16 protein-coding genes and 1 pseudogene are annotated in these 14,571 nt (G+C 73.5%); 8 read left to right on the top strand and 9 right to left on the bottom strand.

Annotated elements, in window-relative coordinates; translation table 11 throughout:
* Positions 1–117: 117 nt before the first annotated feature.
* Both ACFXAZ_RS15725 and ACFXAZ_RS15720 read left to right on the top strand, forming a co-directional pair.
* Complete coding sequence (locus ACFXAZ_RS15725; RefSeq protein WP_384590363.1) at positions 118–786, top strand: TetR family transcriptional regulator; 669 nt, start codon at positions 118–120, stop codon at positions 784–786.
* Positions 787–980: 194 nt separating this feature from the next.
* Positions 981–1,397 carry a Zn-ribbon domain-containing OB-fold protein gene (locus ACFXAZ_RS15720; protein ID WP_384590273.1) on the top strand — a complete coding sequence of 139 codons (417 nt, stop codon included), beginning with the start codon at positions 981–983 and terminating at the stop codon, positions 1,395–1,397.
* 7 nt (positions 1,398–1,404) lie between these two features.
* Here ACFXAZ_RS15720 and ACFXAZ_RS15715 read toward each other — a convergent pair whose 3' ends face one another.
* Entirely contained in the window at positions 1,405–1,794 is a 390-nt protein-coding gene (locus tag ACFXAZ_RS15715) for a PPOX class F420-dependent oxidoreductase (protein ID WP_384590270.1), read from the bottom strand.
* 122 nt (positions 1,795–1,916) lie between these two features.
* Positions 1,917–3,104 carry a MalY/PatB family protein gene (locus ACFXAZ_RS15710; RefSeq protein WP_384590267.1) on the bottom strand — a complete coding sequence of 396 codons (1,188 nt, stop codon included), beginning with the start codon at positions 3,102–3,104 and terminating at the stop codon, positions 1,917–1,919.
* 172 nt (positions 3,105–3,276) lie between these two features.
* Between ACFXAZ_RS15710 and ACFXAZ_RS15705 the strand changes: the two genes are divergently transcribed.
* Positions 3,277–4,632: a S1 family peptidase gene (locus ACFXAZ_RS15705; protein ID WP_384590264.1), complete on the top strand. Its 1,356-nt coding sequence runs from the start codon at positions 3,277–3,279 to the stop codon at positions 4,630–4,632.
* A 224-nt stretch (positions 4,633–4,856) separates the two neighbouring features.
* Here ACFXAZ_RS15705 and ACFXAZ_RS15700 read toward each other — a convergent pair whose 3' ends face one another.
* The 3 genes from ACFXAZ_RS15700 to ACFXAZ_RS15690 form a co-directional block, all read right to left on the bottom strand.
* Positions 4,857–5,042, bottom strand: coding sequence for a hypothetical protein (locus ACFXAZ_RS15700; RefSeq protein ID WP_384590261.1), 186 nt, complete (start codon positions 5,040–5,042; stop codon positions 4,857–4,859).
* Between the two features lie 186 nt (positions 5,043–5,228).
* Positions 5,229–5,924, bottom strand: coding sequence for a L,D-transpeptidase family protein (locus ACFXAZ_RS15695; RefSeq protein WP_384590360.1), 696 nt, complete (start codon positions 5,922–5,924; stop codon positions 5,229–5,231).
* Between the two features lie 192 nt (positions 5,925–6,116).
* A complete protein-coding gene (locus tag ACFXAZ_RS15690) occupies positions 6,117–6,914 on the bottom strand; it encodes an SDR family NAD(P)-dependent oxidoreductase (RefSeq protein WP_384590258.1) in 798 nt (265 codons plus the stop codon).
* Between the two features lie 49 nt (positions 6,915–6,963).
* Here ACFXAZ_RS15690 and ACFXAZ_RS15685 point away from each other — a divergent pair, with 49 nt between their 5' ends.
* Positions 6,964–7,515, top strand: a complete 552-nt coding sequence (locus ACFXAZ_RS15685; protein ID WP_384590255.1) for a hypothetical protein — start codon at positions 6,964–6,966, stop codon at positions 7,513–7,515.
* A gap of 50 nt (positions 7,516–7,565) precedes the next feature.
* Here the strand turns inward: ACFXAZ_RS15685 and ACFXAZ_RS15680 are convergent, their stop codons facing one another.
* The 3 genes from ACFXAZ_RS15680 to ACFXAZ_RS15670 form a co-directional block, all read right to left on the bottom strand.
* A complete protein-coding gene (locus tag ACFXAZ_RS15680; protein WP_384590252.1) occupies positions 7,566–8,480 on the bottom strand; it encodes an SDR family oxidoreductase in 915 nt (304 codons plus the stop codon).
* Between the two features lie 133 nt (positions 8,481–8,613).
* Positions 8,614–9,243: an MBL fold metallo-hydrolase gene (locus ACFXAZ_RS15675; RefSeq protein WP_384590249.1), complete on the bottom strand. Its 630-nt coding sequence runs from the start codon at positions 9,241–9,243 to the stop codon at positions 8,614–8,616.
* A complete protein-coding gene (locus ACFXAZ_RS15670; RefSeq protein WP_382692971.1) occupies positions 9,243–10,328 on the bottom strand; it encodes an S-(hydroxymethyl)mycothiol dehydrogenase in 1,086 nt (361 codons plus the stop codon). The genes ACFXAZ_RS15675 and ACFXAZ_RS15670 overlap by 1 nt, the downstream gene beginning before the upstream one ends.
* A 309-nt stretch (positions 10,329–10,637) precedes the next feature.
* On the opposite strand from ACFXAZ_RS15670, the gene ACFXAZ_RS15665 reads away from it, so the two are divergent.
* From ACFXAZ_RS15665 to ACFXAZ_RS15655, 3 genes and pseudogenes are all read left to right on the top strand, one after another.
* Positions 10,638–12,002: a rhodanese-like domain-containing protein gene (locus ACFXAZ_RS15665; RefSeq protein WP_384590246.1), complete on the top strand. Its 1,365-nt coding sequence runs from the start codon at positions 10,638–10,640 to the stop codon at positions 12,000–12,002.
* Between the two features lie 5 nt (positions 12,003–12,007).
* A pseudogene (locus ACFXAZ_RS15660) lies at positions 12,008–12,505 on the top strand (TSUP family transporter); the annotation flags it as partial.
* Positions 12,506–12,646: 141 nt separating this feature from the next.
* The gene (locus ACFXAZ_RS15655) at positions 12,647–13,609 is read left to right on the top strand and encodes a TSUP family transporter (protein WP_384590357.1); all 963 of its coding nucleotides are present in this window, start codon (positions 12,647–12,649) and stop codon (positions 13,607–13,609) included.
* A gap of 26 nt (positions 13,610–13,635) precedes the next feature.
* On the opposite strand, the gene ACFXAZ_RS15650 is transcribed toward ACFXAZ_RS15655, so the two are convergent.
* On the bottom strand, positions 13,636–13,923 hold the full coding sequence (locus ACFXAZ_RS15650; RefSeq protein ID WP_384590243.1) for a metal-sensitive transcriptional regulator: 288 nt from the start codon (positions 13,921–13,923) through the stop codon (positions 13,636–13,638).
* 72 nt (positions 13,924–13,995) lie between these two features.
* Between ACFXAZ_RS15650 and ACFXAZ_RS15645 the strand changes: the two genes are divergently transcribed.
* Entirely contained in the window at positions 13,996–14,571 is a 576-nt protein-coding gene (locus ACFXAZ_RS15645; RefSeq protein WP_384590240.1) for a rhodanese-like domain-containing protein, read from the top strand.

The raw sequence follows: 14,571 nt of genomic DNA, 5'->3' as shown, positions 1-14,571 counted from the left end.
GTTCCCTCTCTCCACAGCACTCAGTGCCATCCATGCCGAAGTGATGCTACGTTCCCCGGCATGACCTCCATCGATCCCGGCAGCGGCGGGAAAGCGGACGCGGCGGGCAAGCCGCCCATGCGGGACGCGCTGGTCGCGGCGGCGTTCCAGCTCTTTCTCGAACGGGGCTACGAGGAAACCACCGTCGACGACATCGTGGCGCTGGCCGGGGTCGGACGGCGGTCCTTCTTCCGCTACTTCCCCTCCAAGCTGGACGTGGTCTTCCCGGACCACGACCGGTGCCTCGCGGACATGACGGAGTTCCTGGCCGACAGCACCCCGGACGACGAGCCGGTGCGCCGGGTGTGCGACGCGGCCCGGCTGGTGCTGCGGATGTACGAGGAAAACCCGACGTTCTCCGTACAGCGCTACCGGCTCACCAAGCAGGTGCCGGGGCTGCGGACGTACGAACTGTCGGTGGTGTGGCGCTATGAGCGGGCGCTGGCCGACTATCTGCGCGACCGGTTCGCGGGCCGGCGGGACGGCATCCTGCGGGCCGATGTGATCGCCGCCGCGGTGGTCGCCGCGCACAACAACGCCCTGCGGGCCTGGCTGCGTTCGGACGGGCGGTGCGACGCGGACGAGGCCGTGAACCACGCCCTGGGGCTGGTACAGGCGTCCTTCGGGCTGCCCGGCGGGCCGCCGGCCGAGGAGACGCCCGAGGACGTGGTGGTCGTGGTGTCGCGGCGCGGGGCGCCCCTGTGGCGCGTGGTGCAGGAGATCGAGACGACCCTCGCCCGCGATTGACCGACCCTCCCACGAAAGGCTTCAGGAATCCCCCGCACAGAATTCCCATAATTTCAGGGTACGCAGTGCCTTTACGGTTGACACTGAGTGCCATAGGGTGTGGCTCGTGCACGGTGGCACGAAGGACCGCGCACGGCGTGCGCGGTGAGCCGCGCACGCGGGATTCCGGCCGAGTGTGCAGGGAGTTGACCAGCGTGTACCACCACCCCTCAGGAAGCTTCGCTCAGCAGGGAGCCGGCCTCGCGGCGGGCGTGCTCGACCCTCGGCCCCCGAAGGAGGAGTCGATCCTCTTCCAGCGCTGCGACTGGTGCGGCACGGCGATGTACCACCGGCTGCTCTGCCCGGTCTGCCAGGGCAGCGATCTGCGCACCGACCGCAGCACAGGGACCGGCACGGTCCGCCACACCACGGTGGTGCACCGCAACACCCCGGCCGCCCGCAATGTGTCGCTGGTCGAGATGACGGAAGGGTTCGTCGTGCGCGGGCGGGTCATGGGTCCGCTCATCGCCATCCACAGCGGCGACCGGGTCCGGCTGACCACGGCGAAGGACCCGGTGCGCGGCGAGCCGGTGTTCCAGCTGGTCGAGGAGCCCTACCGGGCCTGGAGCTGACCGGCCGTCATCCAGTGGGCGTCAGTGTGATCCTGATGCCGACGGTGCCGTCGAGCCCCCGCCGCAGCCGGCTGCCCCACAGGGTGAGCCGGCCGATGATCCCGTACTTGCGCACCAGCAGTCGGCGCACCCGGGCGGTGGCCTCCGCGTCGCAGATCTCCGCCGTGCCCGGCACCTGCTCGCCCTTCGGCCTGCCGCGCGCGTCACAGGGCCCGACCAGCACATCTGCCCGGTTGCGGATCCGTTTGACCTTCCAGGAGTCCGTGGCCGTCCAGGCCGCGAGCCCGTCACCGTCGCCCACCACCCAGACCGGCGTGGCGACCGGGGTGCCGTTCTTGCGGTAACTGGTGATCAGCAGGTACTGGCCTGCGGCGAGCCGGCCGGTCGTGGCATCCATGGCGGGCAGTGTACGGGGGTTGCCCGGGGGCAACGCCCGGGGTGCGCCGCTGACGGGCCGCCACCGCGTCCCCGCACGCCACCCACCCACCTCACCCCACCTCACCCCCGCCCCGCCCCTCCTCACCCCACACCCGCCGCCATCCTCTCCACCGCCTCCGTGAGGATCTCCGGCGAGGTCGCCAGGTTCAGCCGCAGATGGCCGGCGCCGCCCGTGCCGAAGGGGAGGCCCGAGCTGAGGGCCACCCGGCCGCGTTCGAGGAAGACTTCCGCCGGGTCGTCGCCCAGACCGAGCGCGCGGCAGTCGAGCCACGCCAGAAAGGTCGCCTCGCCGGGCCGGTAGCGAACCCCCGGCAACCGCTCGGCGAGCAGCCGGGCGACAAGGCGCCGGTTCTCGTCCAGGCCGGTCAGCAGCGCGTCCAGCCAGGTGGTGCCGTCGCGCAGGGCGGCGGTGTGGGCGATGACACCGAGGTGGCTCGGCCCATGGCCGACCTCCTCGGGCAGCCGGGCGAGATCGGCGGCGGCGCCCGGACCGGCGAGGGCGAGGGCGGCCTTGAGCCCGGCGAGGTTCCACGCCTTGGAGGCGGACATCAGCGACAGCCCGCGTCCGGCATCCGGGACGCTCAGATAGGGCACGAAGTCCACACCCGCCGCGACCACCGGGGCATGGATCTCGTCGGCGACCACCCGCACCCCGTACCGCTCGGCGAGCGCGGCGACGGCGGACAGTTCGGCGGTTGTGTGCACGGTGCCGGTCGGGTTGTGCGGGCTGCACAGCAGATACCCGGCCCGTCCGCCGCCGCGCACGGCACGCCCGAACGCCTCCTCCAGCGCCCCGAGGTCGAGCCGCAGATCCGGCCCGAGCGGGGCCTCCACCACACGCCGGTCCATGTGCTCCACGAACTGGTAGAACGGCGGATACACGGGCGGATTCACCACCACCGGATCCCCCGGCCCGGTCACCAGCTTCAGCATCTCGACCACGCCCAGCATCACATCGGGCACGATCGCGCTGCGCTCCACCGCGAGCCCGTCCCAGCCCCACCGCCGCTCGGCGAACGACCCCAGCGCCTCCGCGTAGGCGGTGCCCGCCGGGTACCCGGTGTCACCGAGGGCGAGCGCCTCGCTCACCGCGCGGACGACGGGTTCGGCCAGCGGCACATCCATCTCGGCCACCCACAGCGGCAGCACATCCTCGGGGTAGGTGCGCCATTTCATGCTGGTACGACATCGGAGCCGGTCGAGGGTGAGGGCGCGCAACGGGTTCGGTGGGCCGGACGGGCGGGGCGATGCGTGCGCATTTGTGGTCATGAACCCAACATAAGCGTCCCCTGTGCACCCCGGCAGGGCACCGGCGAGGGCGGACACGGCCCCGTCCGCCGCTGAACACCCGTGGCGATCACCGCGTACTGAGGGTGGGCGCTCGAACTGCCGGAGGGCCCCGCGGTGTCGCCGCCGCGCGGTCGGGGTTCGGGAGCCATGGATGAGGCACGCACGACGGCGGATCGTCCGCCGGGTGACACGGCTGGCGGCCGTCGGCGGACTGCTCCTCGGCGGAGCGATGGTCACCCAGGCGGTGGCGAGCGAGCCACCCGGCACCTCGGCCCCGGCCCTCGGTGCGGCGCGGGCCGCCGCGGGCACCGGCGCCGCCCTGGAGGACCGGCTGGGCGCGGGCCGTACGGCGGGCAGCTGGATCGGCGCGGACGGGCGGACGGTCGTCGCGGTCACCGACGCGGCGGCGGCCGACGAGGTGCGCCGGGCGGGCGCCGAACCCCAGCGAGTGCCGCACAGCATGCGCGACCTCAAGGACGCCATGGCCGCCCTGGGCGAGGCGCCCCGGGTCGCGGGCACGGCGTGGGCGCTGGACTACCGGAGCAACGAGGTGGTGGTACGTGCCGACCGGACCGTGTCCGCCGCCGACTGGTCACGGCTGACCGGGGTCGCCGAGGGCATCGGCGGCTTTGTGCGGATGGAGCGCGCCGAGGGCGCCTTCACCACCCGGCTGGGCGGGGCGCGGCCGATCCTGTCGACGGCCGGGCGCTGCTCGGCCGGTTTCAATGTGACCGACGGCAGCCGGGACTACATCCTCACGGCGGGGCACTGCGGGCCGATCGGGTCGGTGTGGTTCGCCGACGACCGGGGCACCGAGCAGCTCGGCCGGACCGTGCGCGGCAGCTTCCCCGGCGACGACTACTCACTGATCCGGTACGCGGGTGGCCGGGCCGGCGAGGGCGCCGATGTCGTGGCGATCGGCGACGGGCAGGGCGTGCGGATCACCGGCGCGGACGATCCGTCCGTGGGGCAGCGGGTGTTCCGCAGCGGCAGTACGAGCGGGCTGCGCGACGGGCGGGTGACGGCGCTGGAGGCGACCGTGAACTATCCGGAGGGCACGGTCACGGGGCTGATCGAGACGGATGTGTGCGCGGAACCCGGGGACAGCGGCGGCCCGTTGTTCGCGGAGGGCATCGCGCTCGGCATCACGTCGGGCGGCAACGGCGACTGCACGACGGGCGGTACGACGTTCTTCGAGCCGGTGACGACGACGCTCGCGGAGCTGGGGGTGCGGGTGATCGCGGCGGCGCCGGGGCCCGGGGAGGATCCGGCGCCCATCCCGTCGGACCCGGCCCTCGCGCCGGAAGCGGCACAGCCGGGCTCCGCCGTGCCGGCCGGAGGGGGAGGTGCCGCGGCGCTGCTGGGGCGGCTGACGGATCCCAGGAACATGGGGCCGGGTCTGCTGATCGTCGCGGGGAGCCTGGTGGCGCTGGTGGGCGCCCGGTACATCCGCGCGGAGCGGGACCGCAGGGCGTACCGCGACCGCTATTCGGCGACGTGGGGTTGAGGCCGCTCCCCCGAGGCCCTGTCGGACGGGAAGGGTCGGACAGGCCCTGGACGGGGGCGCGGCGGAAAGTGACGGCACGGACGGCAAGGACGGCTTGCTCGACGGAAGTCGGCCGAGGTCTGACGAAGAACGGGCTCCGGCGCGGGAAGCCCTGGGCGGGTGCCGGATCGGCGGCGGTGTCGGAAGACGCCCGACACCCGACGACCGGCTCCGCGAGACGGCGCTCAGGCCGCCCGCGACGGCTGCGGGGCCGCGGCGGCCCACTCCAGGACGAGTCGCTGATACTCCTCGCGCTGCTCGCCGCTCAGTGTCCCGCCCGACCGGCGCCACAGGGCCCGGATCTCCTCGTTGACCTCGGCTGCCGATCGCTCGGAGTCGGGTTCAACAGTGGTGGACATGGTGTGAAGCATACGGCGCCTGAGGTGAAGGCCACGTGAGTAATCAGGAACTAATCGGACATAATCGACCGTGTTGCTGATCACGTCCACCTACCAGGAAGTCGTGCGGAGTTCAACCTTCACCGCAGGAGACAGTTCAGCGTTCGACGGCCCTCGGCACCGGTCGGCCGGGGCCGCTCAGGTGCCGCCGGGGACGGCTCAGGTGCCCGGCTTGCGGCCGTACACGTACACGTCGTCGCCGTTCTTCAGCAGCGACCAGTACTTCTGGGCGGCGGTCTTGGTCATGTTGACGCAGCCGTGCGAGCCGGGCGGGTTCCACATGCTGACGCCGACGGAGTGGAAGGCCTGGCCGCCGTCGAAGAACTGGGCGTAGGGCATCGGGACGTCGTAGATGGAGGAGACGTGGTCGATGTTGCGCCAGTAGATCTTCTTCAGGCCGGTGCGGGTCTCGTAGCCGTCGCGGCCCGTGCGGACCGGGACCGGGCCGTAGACCAGACGGCTGCCGTCCTGGATCCAGCTGATCTGGAGGGTCAGGTTCACACAGGCGATCCGGCCCTTGTTGACCGGGCACTTGCCGTCCTTGTTGGGCTTGTTGCCGACGGCCTTCTGCTTGTTCATCAGATCCATGGCGCCCCAGGTGACCGGACCCGCGTAGCCGATGTTCGGCTTGATGCCGTGCTTGTTCTGGAACGCCTGGATCGCCTTGCAGTCGGCGGTGGACTGCTTGCCGTCGACCGGGCGGCCGAGGAACTTCTCGACCTGCTTCTGGTGGGGCCCCGCCTGTGTCGTACAGCTCGCCGCCTGCGCGGGCGCCGCGCCCAGCCCGATCACGAGCGGCGCCACCAGCGCGGTGGCCCCCGCCACGACGACGCCACGCCTGCGTATGTCCCCCATGCCCGTCATGCCCGTACCCCTCACCTGCGCGTCCGCGCACCCGCACCGCGCGCACATCGCGCGGTTCCGTCCAGCTAGACCGGCGCCGGGCCGGATCGGTTGTGGCGGGCTTCCGGCCGCGACGAAACCGTGACAATCGAGGCGGCCGGGCGGCACCCTTCACGACCGGATGTCGGTCCCCACGGCCGGGCGTCAGCCGTCGTCGCCGCCGCGCCAGGCCGCCCGGAACCCCGAGTCCACCGCTGTGAGGCCGCCGTCGACGGTCAGGGTCGTGCCGGTGATCCAGGCGGCGTCGCGGGAGGCGAGGAAGGCGACGGCGGCGGCGATGTCCTCCGGTTCGCCGACCCGGCCGAGCGGGTAGAGGGCGCCGACCGCGTCGAGTGCCTCGTCACGGCCCTCCCAGGCCGGGGTGCGTACGGTGCCGGGTGCCACCAGATTGACCCGCACCCCGCGACCGGCCGCGTGTCCGGCGAGGGTGCGGGTCAGGGAGCCGAGGCCGGCCTTGGCGGCGCTGTAGGCGTGGTTGCCGAAGTCGCGCAGCCCGTTGACGGAACCGACGCTGACGATCGCCCCGCGTCCGGAGGCGGCGAGGTGGGGCAGGGCGGCACGGCTGCACCGGTAGGCGCCGGTGAGGGTGACGTCGAGGTCCAGGGCCCAGGAGTCGTCCGGCTCGTCCTCGAAGCGCGGGGCGTCGGGCGAGCAGTGGTAGGCGTTGTTGACCAGGACGTCCAGGGAGCCGAAGACGCCGACGGCGTGGGCGACGGCCGCCTCGACCGACGCCCGGTCGGTCACATCGCAGGCGAACGCCTCGGCGGACAGGCCCTGTTCGCACAGGGCACCCGCCGTCCGCCGCGCGGCGGGTTGATCGACGTCGGTGACCAGGACCTGGGCGCCCTCCCGCGCGAAACGACGGACGACGGCCGCGCCGATGCCCCGGGCCGCGCCGGTGACCAGAACCCCGTACCCCTCGAAGCGCTCGCTGTCAGCCATGGGGCGAACCTACTGCCGCGGAGATCATCGCGGCAGATAGCGTGCGTCCATGTCTGAGTTCCTGGGGCAACTGCCCGCTCTGATAGGTGTCGTGGTCGGCGCGCTCGGTTCGTACGTGGCGGTGATGCGGGGCGAACAGGTCCGCTTCCGGCGGGAGCAGGCGGCCCGGTGGGAGGAGCGGCTGCTCACGGTGTACGCCGACTACGCGCGGGCGCTGAAGACGTCCGTCACCCTGTCCTACCGGGTCGCCGCGCACCTCGGCAACGACCCGCATCCGCATCCGCTCACCCCCGAGGAGGCCGCGCCGCTGCTGGCCGAGGCGACGGTGGCCCGGGACCCGTCGGGCGAGACGCTGCTCCTGCTGGGCAGCGCGGAGGTGGTGGCGAAGGCGCGGACGTGGGTGGTGGCCGTGATGGAGATGGAGTCGTTCCTGCGGGCCCGGACCCGGGATCCGGAGGTGTGGCGTGCGCTGATGGAGCGGCAGCGGGCCGCGCGGGAGGCGTACTACGCGGCCGTGCGCGGTGATCTGGCGCTGCCGCCGGGGCACGGTGGGCGCTGGGCACTGCCGGTGCCCGGTGACGCGGCCGGGCGGCAGCGGTAGGGCGCTTCCTTGCCTCAGCGGTGGCGGGTCCGGCCGTGGCCGGTCCGGGCTCAGCGGTAGCCGGTGGTGTCCGCGGGCCTGTCCGGGTCCTGGACCTCGACGATGTAGCGCCAGGCGTCGGGGCGGCTGCCGTCCAGGTCGGTGAAGCCGTACTCCTGGGCGAGGCCGCCGCTGGACAGCGACCGGCCGTTGAAGCGGTGCACCTCGGGGTCGGCGGCGAGTGCGGCGACCGCGCGGCCGACGAAGCGCGGGGTCTCGGAGATCGCGAAGTGCGGGACCTGTGCGAGGGCGTCGCGCCAGTTGTCCTCGCGGACCCCGAAACCCTCCAGCATGATCTCCGAACGCATCCAGCCCGGGGTGAGGGTGACGGCGGTGGCGCCGCGCGGGCCCAGTTCATGGCCGAGGGCGAAGCCCATCCGCAGTACGGACGTCTTGGCGAGGTCGTAGAAGTAGCTCACGCGGTAGTGCGCGGTGTTGTAGTCGGCGGTGCCGTCGGTCATCTCGATCACCAGGCCGCCGGGGTGGCGCAGCAGCAGGGGCAGGGCGTGATGGCTGGTGATCGCGTGGGTCTCGACGGCGAGGCGGAGCAGCCGCAGGCCGTTGTCCAGGTCGTGCTCCCACATCGGGGTGTCCCACTCGAAGAGCTTCTCGCCGCCCCAGATGTCGTTGACCAGGACATCGAGCCGTCCCTGTTCGTCGTCGACGCGGCCGATGAGGGTGGCGACCTGCGCGGGGTCCAGGTGGTCGGTGGGGACGGCGATGCCCTGGCCGCCGGCCTCGGTGACCAGGTCGGCGGTGTCCTCCAGGGTCTCGGGGCGGTCGTACTCGGAGCGCCGGGCGCGGGTGCTGCGGCCGGTGACGTAGACGGTGGCGCCGGCCGCGCCCAGTTCGACGGCGATCCCGCGTCCGGCGCCCCGGGTCGCCCCGGCGACCAGCGCCACCTTGCCCTGCAACGGTGCTGACATGTCCGTACTCCTGTGGGGTGCGCGTGGTGTCGTACCTGCTCGTACCTGGCCGGCACCACTGTCACGGGAAAGCCGGACATCTTCTGTCGGTATTGGCGGTGAGTCGCTGTCCGCCGCTGCGGGGCGTCCCGGTTCAGTGCCCGCGTGCGATCCACTCCTGGAGGTGGGGGGCCTCGGCGCCGATGGTGGTGGCGTCGCCGTGTCCGGTGAGGACCCGGGTCTCGGGCGGCAGGGTGAGGAGCCGGTCGCGGATCGAGTCGATGATCGTCGGGAAGTGGGAGTACGAGCGTCCGGTGGCGCCGGGTCCGCCCTGGAACAGGGTGTCGCCGGTGAAGACCGCGCCGAGCCCGGGGTCGTACAGGCAGACGGCGCCCGGGGCGTGGCCGGGGGCGTGCAGGACGCGCAGGTCGGCGCCCGCGGTCTCGATGACCTGGCCGTCGGTGAGATGCGCGTCGGGTGCGCGGTGGGGGTGGGTGAGCTTCCACAGCGGGAGGTCGTCGGAGTGCAGCCAGATGGGTGCTCCGGTGCGCTCGGCGAGCGCGGGGGCGGCGTTCACGTGGTCGTTGTGGGCGTGGGTGCACACGATCGCGGTGAGCCGGCGGTCCCCGACGGCCGTGGCGATGGCGTCGGCGTCGTGCGCGGGGTCGATGACGAGGACCTCGTGGTCGTCGCCGACGAGCCAGACGTTGTTGTCGACGTCCCAGGTGCCGCCGTCGAGCGTGAACTGCCCGGAGGTGACGAGGTGTTCGATGCGGGCGGTCATCAGAGCACCACCACCGAGCGCAGGACATCGCCCTGGTGCATCCGCTCGAACGCGTGCTCCACCTGGTCGAGGGCGATGGTCTCGGTGACGAACGCGCCGAGGTCCAGCCGTCCTTGCAGATGGAGGTCGATGAGCATGGGGAAGTCGCGGGAGGGCAGACAGTCGCCGTACCAGGAGGACTTCAGGGCGCCGCCCCGGCCGAAGAAGTCGAGGAGCGGAAGCTCCAGCTTCATCTCGGGGGTGGGGACGCCGACCAGGACGACGGTCCCGGCGAGGTCGCGGGCGTAGAACGCCTGCCGGTAGGTCTCCGGGCGGCCGACCGCGTCGATGACGACATCGGCGCCGAAGCCGCCGGTCAGCTCGCGGATCGCCTCGACGGGGTCGGTGTCCTTGGAGTTGACGGTGTGGGTGGCGCCCATGGCGCGGGCCTGCTCCAGCTTGCGGTCGTCGATGTCGACGGCGATGATCCGGGCCGCGCCGGCCAGCCGGGACCCGGCGATCGCCGCGTCCCCGACGCCGCCGCAGCCGATGACGGCGACGGTGTCGCCCCGGCCCACATTGCCGGTGTTGATCGCGGCGCCGATGCCGGCCATCACCCCGCAGCCCAGCAGTCCGGCGACGGCGGGTGACACGGCCGGGTCCACCTTGGTGCACTGCCCGGCGGCGACCAGGGTCTTCTCGGCGAAGGCGCCGATGCCCAGGGCCGGGGACAGCTCGGTGCCATCGGTGAGCGTCATCCGCTGTTTCGCGTTGTGGGTGTCGAAGCAGTACCACGGGCGCCCGCGCAGACAGGCGCGGCACCGGCCGCACACGGCACGCCAGTTGAGGATCACGAAGTCGCCGGGCGCCACGTCGGTGACCCCGGCGCCGACGGACTCCACCACGCCCGCGGCCTCGTGCCCGAGCAGGAAGGGGAAGTCGTCGTTGATGCCGCCCTGCTTGTAGTGCAGATCGGTGTGGCAGACGCCGCACGCCTGGACGCGTACGACAGCCTCGCCCGGACCGGGGTCCGGCACCACGATGGTCTCGACCCTGACCGGCTCGTCCTTGCCCGGTGCGATGACTCCGCGCACTTCCTGCGCCATGTGCAGCCCCTCTCGTCGGTGATCATGCGTCCCGCCGCCGACCCTACGCGTGATCGATCGGCCGCGGCCAGCACCGGGCCCCGCCGGGCGCCACCGGTCGCCGACCGGCCCTCGAACCCATGCCTGGCATACCCCCGGGGGTACTCTGCTACGGTGGCTGAAAGATACCCCCCGGGGTAATTCGCGAGACCGGTGCCCGGCGCCCACGTGAGTGAGGTGCCACCGCGCCGTGAGGAGCGAGTCCGGGGAAAGCGCGAGGACGCGCACGAGAACGCGCACGACGAACGTGTACGAGGAAGGAGTGCCGCCGTGTATTTCGTCGAGGCCATCGACGTGCCCGGACTGGGCAACCGCGGCTATCTGGCGGGCGGCGCCGACACCGCCGTGGTGATCGATCCGCCGCGCGACGCGGACCGGGTGATCGCCGCCGCCGCGCGGCGCGGGGTACGCATCACGCAGGTCGCCGAGACCCATGTCCACAACGACTACGTCTCCGGCGGTCTGGAGCTGGCCCGGCTCACCGGCGCCGCCTATCTGGTGCCCGCGCGGGCCCGGGTCGGCTACGCGCGCGTGCCGGTCGAGGACGGGGACCGGGTGACGGTCGACGCCGGACTGGAGCTGCGCGCCCTGGCCACGCCCGGCCACACACCGCACCACATGTCGTACGTCCTGGAGGACGGCGGCACGGCGGCGGCCGTGTTCACCGGGGGTTCGCTGCTGATCGGCACGGTCGGGCGGCCCGATCTGGTCGAGCCCCGGCTGACCCGGCGGCTCGCGCACGCGCAGTACGACTCGGCGCACCGGCTGGCGGCCGAGCTGCCCGACGCCACGGAGGTGCTGCCCACGCACGGCTTCGGCAGCCTGTGCGCGGCCACGCCGTCCGGCGAGGGCGCGGGAGCTACGACCATCGGCCGGGAGAGGACGGTCAACGCCGCCCTGGTCAAGGACGCCGGTACCTTCGTCGCCGAGCTGCTGGCCGGGCTGGACGACATTCCCGCGTACTACGCCCACATGGGCCCGGTCAATGCCGACGGTCCCGCGCCGGTGGATCTCACGCCGCCGCGCCGCGCGGACGCCCGGGAGATCGCGGACCGGCTGGCCGCCGGGGAGTGGGTGGTCGACCTCAGGAACCGGGTCGCGTTCGCGCACGGCCATGTCGCCGGGGCGCTGAACTTCGAGGCGGCGGGACAGTTCGCCGTCCAGCTGGCCTGGCTGCTGCCGTGGGACAGGCCGGTGACGCTGCTCGCGGAGTCGGCCGGGCAGCTCGCCGCCGCCCAGCGGGAGCTGGTGCGCGTCGGCATCGACCGGCCCGCCGCGGCGGCCACCGGCGGTCCGGGCGAGTGGCTGGTGCCGGGCGAGACGCCCCGCGCGTTCCCCCGCGCCACGTTCGCCGACCTCGCCGCCCGCACGGACGGGGTGGTCCTCGATGTACGACGGGACCGGGAGCGGGCGGCCGAGCACATACCGGGCTCGCTGCACATCCCGCTGCACCGGCTGCGCGACCGGCTCGCGGAGCTGCCGGACACCACGGTGTGGGTGCACTGCGCCGGAGGGGCGCGGGCGGCCGTCGCGGCCTCGATCCTCGACGCGGCGGGGCATCCGGTGGTCGCCGTCGACGACGGCTTCGACGCCGCGCGGGCGGCCGGGCTGACCGTGGCGGCAGGGCTCCCGTGAGCACGCTGGTCCTGATCCTGGCCCTGGCGGCGGGCGCGCTCACCGGGCTGGCGCTCGGTGCGCTGGGCGGCGGGGGCAGTGTGCTCGCCGTGCCCGCGCTGATCTATCTGCTGGACTTCACCCCGGCCGCGGCGGCGACCGCGAGCCTGGTCGTCGTCACGATCACCTCGGTGACGGCTCTGGCCGGGCACGCGCGCGGAGGCACGGTCGACTGGCGCCGGGGCGCCCTGTTCGCCCTCGCGGGCCTGGCCCCCGCGGCACTCGGCGGCGCACTCTCCACGCGGCTTCCGGCCGCCGTCCTCACCGGGACGTTCGCCGTCCTGGCGGGGGTGGCCGCACTGCGGATGCTGCGGGCGTCCCCCGACGGGGGCGGGGCGGTCCGCCGGGGACGGCGACACGGAGACGGCACGGCCGTCCGGTGGCGGCGCGGGGGTGGGACGGTTCGGCGGGCTGGGTGGGTGGCCGGGGGTGGTGCTGGGCGAGGGGCGGGGGCTGGTGGCGGGCGGGTTCCAGGCAGCGATGCCGGCCGCGTCGCAAGGGCTGACGCGGGGCGCGTCGTGGGAGCCGGCGCCGGGTACGGGGCCGACGCCGGGCGCGGGGCGGAATCCCAGGCCCGGCGCGTCGCGGGGGCTGGTGACGGGCGCATGGCGGAAGCCGAAACCGGGCTCGTCCCTGGGGCCGACGCCGGGCACGTCGCGGAAACCGAGGCCGGGCGCGTCGCGGGAGCCGGTGTCCGGCGCGTCGTGGAAGCCGATGCCTGGCGGGTCCTGGGTGCCGGGGCCGGGCAGGGGCCAGGGTCCGACGCCGGGTACCTGGCGGAAGCCGTACCAGGGCCGGTCGCGGGAGCCGAAGCCGAGGGGGTAGCGGAAGCCAGCACCGGGCTCGTCTCAGGGGCCGAGGCCCGGCAGGGGCCAGGGGCCGACCCCGAGTACCTGGCGAAAACCGGAACCGGGCCCGTCGCGGGAACCGAAGCCAGGCCCGTCGCGGAAGCCCAGGCCGAGCGTGCAACGGAAGCCAGCACCGGGCAGGGCCCAAACGCCGACCCCGGGTACGTCGCGGAGACCGGAACCGGGCGCGTCCCGGAGGCCGGGCGGGGTCCAAGGGCCGACGGCAGGCCCGTCGAGGGAAACGGTGATGGGCGCGCGGCGGAAGCCGAGGGCGTCGCGGAAGCCAGCAACGGGCGCGTCCCGGAAGCCGGTGACCGGCGCGGCGCCGAAGCCGGGGCCAAGCCCGTTGCCGGAGCCAAGGCCGGGCGCGTCGCCGGGGCCGGGTTTGGGCTGGGGGCGGTTACCGGGGTGCTGGGGGTGGGTGGAGGCTTTCTTGCCGTGCCCGCGTTGGTGAATGTGGTGGGGCTGCGGATGCGCGTCGCCGTGGGCACCAGCCTCCTGGTCATCAGCGTCAACTCGGTCGTCGCCCTGGCCGGACGGGCGGGCGCGTCCGTGCCCGTCGACTGGTCGCTTGTCGCCCCGTTCGCGGCGGCGGCCGTGCTGGGCGCCTGGGACGGGCGGCGGCTGGCGGCGAAGGTGTCGGCCGGGACGCTTCAGCGGGTCTTCGCCTGGGGGTTGCTGGGCGTCGCGGCGTTCATGCTGGTGGAGGCGGTGCTATGAGCCTCCTGATGACCGGCCGCCGCCGGTCAGGCCAGGGAGAGGAACAGGCGCTCCAGGCGCGCCTTCATCTGCTCGGCGGACTCCCCGTCGCTGCGGCCCTTCTCCAGGTCCGTCACACACTGCTGGAGCCCGGTCGCGATGATCGCGAACCCCGCCCGGTCCAGCGCCCGCGACGCGGCGGCCAGCTGGGTCACCACGTCCTCGCAGTCCCGCCCCTCCTCGATCATCCGGATCACCCCGGAGATCTGCCCCTGTGCCCGACGCAGCCGGTTCAGCACCGACTTCAGATCATCACCTTCGAACCGAAGTTCCACGATCCACTCCTCCATATACCCTCGGGGGTATATTACCTCCCCCTCGGGCTTCCAGAAAGGTATCTCCCGCTCATGAGCACTCCCCTCGCCCTCGACGCCGACCAGGCCCGTACCCGGCTCGCCGAGCTGACCGTCATCGACGTACGCACGCCCGGCGAGTACGCCTCCGGCCATCTGCCCGGCGCCCTGAACATCCCGCTGGACCACCTCGGCCGCGCCCTGCCCGCCCTGCGCGAGCTGCGCGGCGAGCTGCTCGTGGTGTGCGCCTCCGGGGCCCGTTCGGCGAACGCCTGCGCGCTGCTCGCCGAGGAGGGCGTCCGGGCCATGACGCTGACCGGCGGCACGGCCGACTGGTCGCGGCGCGGCCACGCCCTGGGCCGCCCGGCGTCCGGTGCGCGCGCCGTGTGGCCCATGGACCGGCAGGTCCGGTTCACCGCCGGGACGCTCGTCCTGACCGGCCTGGGGCTGGGACTTCTGCACCCCGCCTGGCTGTTGCTGTCAGCGGGGATCGCGGGCGGGCTGGTCTTCTCCGCGGTGACCGGCACCTGCGGAATGGCCGCGCTGCTGGCGAAGCTGCCGCACAACCGGCCGCGTCCGGCGGACCTGGAGGCGACGCTGGCGCAACTGGCGGCGACGGCGGGGCGCTGA

It is taken from the genome of Streptomyces sp. NPDC059477 (assembly GCF_042749375.1).
Classification (GTDB): Bacteria; Actinomycetota; Actinomycetes; order Streptomycetales; family Streptomycetaceae; genus Streptomyces.
The sequence above is the reverse complement of the archived record's forward strand: the minus strand, read 5'-3'. Positions and strand labels throughout refer to the sequence as shown.

Excerpts from the sequence above, each read along its gene's own strand:
- ACFXAZ_RS15645 (WP_384590240.1), top strand. The coding sequence starts at position 13,996 with ATGAGCACTCCCCTCGCCCTCGACGCCGACCAGGCCCGTACCCGGCTC.
- ACFXAZ_RS15670 (WP_382692971.1), bottom strand. The coding sequence starts at position 10,328 with ATGGCGCAGGAAGTGCGCGGAGTCATCGCACCGGGCAAGGACGAGCCG.
- ACFXAZ_RS15705 (WP_384590264.1), top strand. The coding sequence starts at position 3,277 with ATGAGGCACGCACGACGGCGGATCGTCCGCCGGGTGACACGGCTGGCG.
- ACFXAZ_RS15690 (WP_384590258.1), bottom strand. The coding sequence starts at position 6,914 with ATGGCTGACAGCGAGCGCTTCGAGGGGTACGGGGTTCTGGTCACCGGC.
- ACFXAZ_RS15695 (WP_384590360.1), bottom strand. The coding sequence starts at position 5,924 with ATGGGGGACATACGCAGGCGTGGCGTCGTCGTGGCGGGGGCCACCGCG.
- ACFXAZ_RS15710 (WP_384590267.1), bottom strand. The coding sequence starts at position 3,104 with ATGACCACAAATGCGCACGCATCGCCCCGCCCGTCCGGCCCACCGAAC.
- ACFXAZ_RS15680 (WP_384590252.1), bottom strand. The coding sequence starts at position 8,480 with ATGTCAGCACCGTTGCAGGGCAAGGTGGCGCTGGTCGCCGGGGCGACC.
- ACFXAZ_RS15675 (WP_384590249.1), bottom strand. The coding sequence starts at position 9,243 with ATGACCGCCCGCATCGAACACCTCGTCACCTCCGGGCAGTTCACGCTC.
- ACFXAZ_RS15655 (WP_384590357.1), top strand. The coding sequence starts at position 12,647 with ATGGCGGAAGCCGAAACCGGGCTCGTCCCTGGGGCCGACGCCGGGCAC.
- ACFXAZ_RS15715 (WP_384590270.1), bottom strand. The coding sequence starts at position 1,794 with ATGGATGCCACGACCGGCCGGCTCGCCGCAGGCCAGTACCTGCTGATC.
- ACFXAZ_RS15685 (WP_384590255.1), top strand. The coding sequence starts at position 6,964 with ATGTCTGAGTTCCTGGGGCAACTGCCCGCTCTGATAGGTGTCGTGGTC.
- ACFXAZ_RS15725 (WP_384590363.1), top strand. The coding sequence starts at position 118 with ATGCGGGACGCGCTGGTCGCGGCGGCGTTCCAGCTCTTTCTCGAACGG.
- ACFXAZ_RS15700 (WP_384590261.1), bottom strand. The coding sequence starts at position 5,042 with ATGCTTCACACCATGTCCACCACTGTTGAACCCGACTCCGAGCGATCG.